Consider the following 4,109-nt stretch of genomic DNA (forward strand, 5'->3'; position numbering starts at 1 on the left):
CCTGCTTGCCATCATAAGGGGTCCAGCCGGCCTTCGAGCCAGCCTGGGCGTTGGTGATGGTCTCGATGCGCTTCATGTCGACGACGGTGAAGTCGGCGTCATAGCCGGCGGCGATGCGGCCCTTGCGTGCCATGCCGAAAATGCGGTTCGGGCCGTGGCTCGCGAGATCCACGAAGCGCTCGAGCGTCAGCCTTCCAGCGTTCACATGGTCGAGCATGATCGGCACCAGCGTCTGCACGCCGGTCATGCCCGAAGGCGATGCCGGATAGGGCTTGGCCTTTTCTTCAAGTGTATGCGGCGCATGGTCGGAGCCAAGCACGTCGACCAAACCCTGGCTGATGCCATGCCAGATGCCGTCGCGATGGCGAGGGCTGCGCACCGGCGGGTTCATCTGCAGCAGCGTGCCGAGCCTGGCATAGTCGTCCGAGCTCATGGTCAAATGGTGCGGCGTCGCCTCGCAAGTCGCGACATCCTTGTGGTGTTCGAGGAAGGCGATCTCCTCAGCCGTAGAGATATGCAGCACATGGATGCGCGCGCGGGTCTCATGCGCGATGCGCACCAGACGCTCGGTGCACTGGAGGGCGGCGATCTCGTCGCGCCAGATCGGGTGCGAGGACGGATCGTTGTCGACGCGCTCGCCAAGGCGTTCGCGCAGGCGGAACTCGTCTTCGGAATGGAACGCGGCTCTGCGGCGCGTATTGCGCAGGATGGAAGCCACGCCCTCGTCGTCTTCGACCAGAAGGTCGCCGGTCGACGAGCCCATGAACACCTTGATGCCGGCCGCGCCCGGCAGGCGCTCCAGCTCGGCCACATCCTTGGCGTTCTCGCGCGTACCGCCAACCCAGAAGGCGAAGTCGCAATGCATGCGCGCCGTCGCACGGCTGACCTTGTCGGCGAGTGCTGCTTCGCTGGTCGTCAGCGGGTTGGTGTTGGGCATTTCGAAGACGGCGGTGACGCCGCCGAGCACGGCCGCGCGCGAACCCGTTTCCAGGTCTTCCTTGTGCTCGAGGCCTGGCTCGCGGAAATGCACCTGGGAGTCGACCACGCCGGGCAGGATGTGCAGCCCACGGCAGTCGATGGTCTCGCCGGCCGATGCGCTACCCAAATCGCCGATGGCGGCGATCCTGCCATTGGTCACGCCGACGTCGCGGACGCCGGTGCCGTCATGATTGACGACGGTGCCGCCCTTGAGGATGAGATCGAAGGTCGTAGCCATGTCGCGCGTGCCCTTGTCTGGGAATTGACTGCGGCTTACGTAATGGCTCTCCGAAATGCAAGATCAGGTCCATGCCGACAGCCATCCTCGCAGACCGCGCCATCATCGATGTTTCCGGCCCCGACGCCGAGCATTTCCTGCAAAACATCCTGACGCTTGATCTGGATGCACTCGGCATGCACGAGGCGAAACCCGGCGCGCTGCTTTCCCCGCAAGRCAAGATCATGTTCGATTTCCTGGTCTCGCGAAGCGGCGAAAGCGCACTCAGGCTGGAGTGTCGCGCCGACATCGCGGACGATTTCGTCCGCCGCCTGATGCTTTACCGACTACGCGCCAAGGCCGATATTTCCAAGCAGGATCAGTCAGTTGTCGCCGTTTCGTGGCAATTCGAATCAGCCGCTTCGCAAACTGATTCAAGCAAGACCGTCCGCGACAGCCGTTTTCCGACGCCAGTCACCCGTATCTACGGCGATGCGCCCGTTGCTGATGCCAGTGAGGCCGACTGGCATGCCTTCCGCATCGCCAACGGTGTCGCTGAAAGCGGGCCCGACTACGCACTGAGCGACGCCTTCCCGCATGACGTGCTGCTCGACCAGATGGGCGGGGTCGGCTTTAAGAAAGGCTGCTTCATCGGCCAGGAGGTCGTCTCGCGCATGCAGCATCGCGGCACGGCGCGCCGCCGCGTGCTGCTCGTTTCGGCCGGCTCGAACCTGCCCGCCGCCGGTACCGAACTCAAGGCCGACGGCAAGGTTTTGGGCACGCTCGGTTCCGCTTCGGGCGCCAGCGGCCTTGCCATCGCCCGCATCGACAGGGTCAAGGCGGCACTCGACGCCGGCACCGAAATCACCGCCGGCGACATTGTTGTGTCGCTTAAAATCCCCGCCTGGGCGAGCTTCACCTATCCCGAAGCCACCAGCGCGGAAGAAGCCTGAGACATGGCCGACCGTCCCGGCGCCCCACCGCGCGCCTGGCAGCGCATGCTGTCGGGCCGCAGGCTCGACCTGCTCGACCCCTCGCCGCTCGACATCGAGATATCTGACATCGCGCACGGCCTCGCGCGTGTCGCCCGCTGGAACGGCCAGACTTCCGGCGACCACGCCTTTTCGGTGGCGCAGCATTCGCTTTTGGTCGARCAGATTTTTCGCGCCATCGAGCCGGACGCTTCGCCCGACGCGCAGCTTGCCGCGCTGCTGCATGACGCGCCCGAATATGTCATCGGCGACATGATCTCGCCGTTCAAATCGGTGGTCGGCGGCGGCTACAAATCGTGCGAGGAGCGCCTCCAGCATGCCATCCATTTGCGCTTCGGCCTGCCCACCGAAATCGGACAGGGCCTGAAGAAAGACATCAAGCGCGCCGACCAGATATCAGCCTATTTCGAGGCGACGATGCTTGCCGGCTTTGCGGTTTCAGAGGCAACCGAGTTCTTCGGGCGCCCGCGCGGCATCACAGCCGATGGGCTCGATCTCGCGCCACAGCCGGCAAAACGCGTGCAGGATGCTTTCCTCAAACGTTTCGCTGTAATCGAACAGCAGCGCTACAGGTAATTCAAGCCGGCGGGATGAACTCCTGGCTGATCTCCTGGAACACCGGCATGGCCTCGAGCCGTGCTGCATCCCTGGCGAGTGCAGGGAAATCGGCCATATCCAGCAACCCCTGATGTGCGTCATTGATGAAACGCAGCACGACAGTCACTGCGATATCGGCATGACCGATGCGGTCGCCGAACCAGTAGTCCCCGCCCCGCTTGGTCCGCTCGGCTTCGAGCACTTCGAGAACCGACGCTATCTGCGTGCGACAGCGCTCCACCCAGACGTCCGACACCTGCGTGTGCAGCCGCTTTTCGTAAAACAGGCTGACGGCCTTTTCGCCGACGCCCATCGCCAGCGAGGCGATCTTCAACGCCTGATGCCGGGCCGGCTCAGCCGTGGGGAACATCGCTTGCCCAGCGGGCGCCAGGCTGTCGAGATAGTCGAGGATGATATGGCTTTCGATCAGCACCTCGCCATTATCAAGCACCAGCGTCGGCACCCGCGTCAGCGGGTTGTAGGCACGGATCTTGTCGGCGTCGCCAAAGGCCGACCACGGCTCGTGCTTGAACGGCAGGCCGTAAAGCCTGAGCGCTACGCCGACGCGGCGAACAAAAGGTGAGTCAAACTGGCCGATGAGGATCATGCGATGCTTTCCAAAATCTGATGGTTCGAATGGAGGGTCATGGCGGCCCGCAGTCAAGTCTTGGAATGCCGCCCCGGCTGGCCGCGCAGTTCAAGCACCGTGACCAGCACCATCACGACGGTCGTCGCGGCACCCACAAGCAGCGGCGACATGTGGCTGGCGAGCGGCACCAGGGCCGCGAGGATGGCGATGCCGATCAGATGCGACAGCGGTGTCCTGCCAGTGACGTAGCGCTTGAACAAAAGATTGCCGAACAGATACAGCGCCGATCCGCCGACCGAGGTCCAGATCACGGCGGCTTCAGAATTGCCGAGCGGATGGGCCAGCACCAATTCGTCCGACACCGCCACCACGATAATTCCGGCAACCAGCACGACGGGAATGTAGGTATAGGCAACGCGCGCGATCCGCCCCCTGTCGGCGGCCTCGGCGATCTTGTGATGCGCAACCTCCTGGCCAACGTTGAAATAGATCAGCCACATGGCGACTGAGGCGAAGAAGGTCGTCAGGAATGCCGCGAGGTTGATCCAGTTCCATTCGAGTTCGGCGAAGGTCGCGCCCGAAACCAGGATCGATTCACCGAGCGCTATGATGATGAACAGCGCGCTGCGCTCAGCCATATGGCCGCCGTCGACGTCCCAATCGGCGGTCGACGAGGCGCCATGCCACGGTGTCCAGAAGCCGAGTGCCAGCGAGATCAGCTCGATGGCAAGTGCGG

The 4,109-nt window shown here is 63.6% G+C and carries 5 protein-coding genes; 2 read left to right on the forward strand and 3 right to left on the reverse strand.

From position 1 onward, the window contains the following. Nucleotides 1-1,216, reverse strand: a 1,216-nt coding sequence (locus tag AC1DUU_RS25160; protein ID WP_476786097.1) for a dihydroorotase, incomplete at its 3' end; no start/stop codon positions are given. 71 nt (nucleotides 1,217-1,287) lie between these two features. Between AC1DUU_RS25160 and ygfZ the strand changes: the two genes are divergently transcribed. Both ygfZ and AC1DUU_RS25170 read left to right on the forward strand, forming a co-directional pair. Beyond that, on the forward strand, nucleotides 1,288-2,148 hold the full coding sequence (ygfZ, locus tag AC1DUU_RS25165; protein ID WP_476786098.1) for a CAF17-like 4Fe-4S cluster assembly/insertion protein YgfZ: 861 nt from the start codon (nucleotides 1,288-1,290) through the stop codon (nucleotides 2,146-2,148). A gap of 3 nt (nucleotides 2,149-2,151) precedes the next feature. Further along, complete coding sequence (locus AC1DUU_RS25170; protein WP_476786099.1) at nucleotides 2,152-2,763, forward strand: HD domain-containing protein; 612 nt, start codon at nucleotides 2,152-2,154, stop codon at nucleotides 2,761-2,763. Between the two features lies 1 nt (nucleotide 2,764). Here the strand turns inward: AC1DUU_RS25170 and AC1DUU_RS25175 are convergent, their stop codons facing one another. Both AC1DUU_RS25175 and AC1DUU_RS25180 read right to left on the reverse strand, forming a co-directional pair. Then, entirely contained in the window at nucleotides 2,765-3,391 is a 627-nt protein-coding gene (locus AC1DUU_RS25175; protein WP_476786100.1) for a glutathione S-transferase family protein, read from the reverse strand. Nucleotides 3,392-3,444: 53 nt separating this feature from the next. Next, on the reverse strand, nucleotides 3,445-4,109 hold a 665-nt coding region (locus AC1DUU_RS25180), incomplete at its 5' end, for a low temperature requirement protein A (RefSeq protein ID WP_476786101.1).

It is taken from the genome of Aminobacter sp. P4_H6_2 (assembly GCF_056400805.1).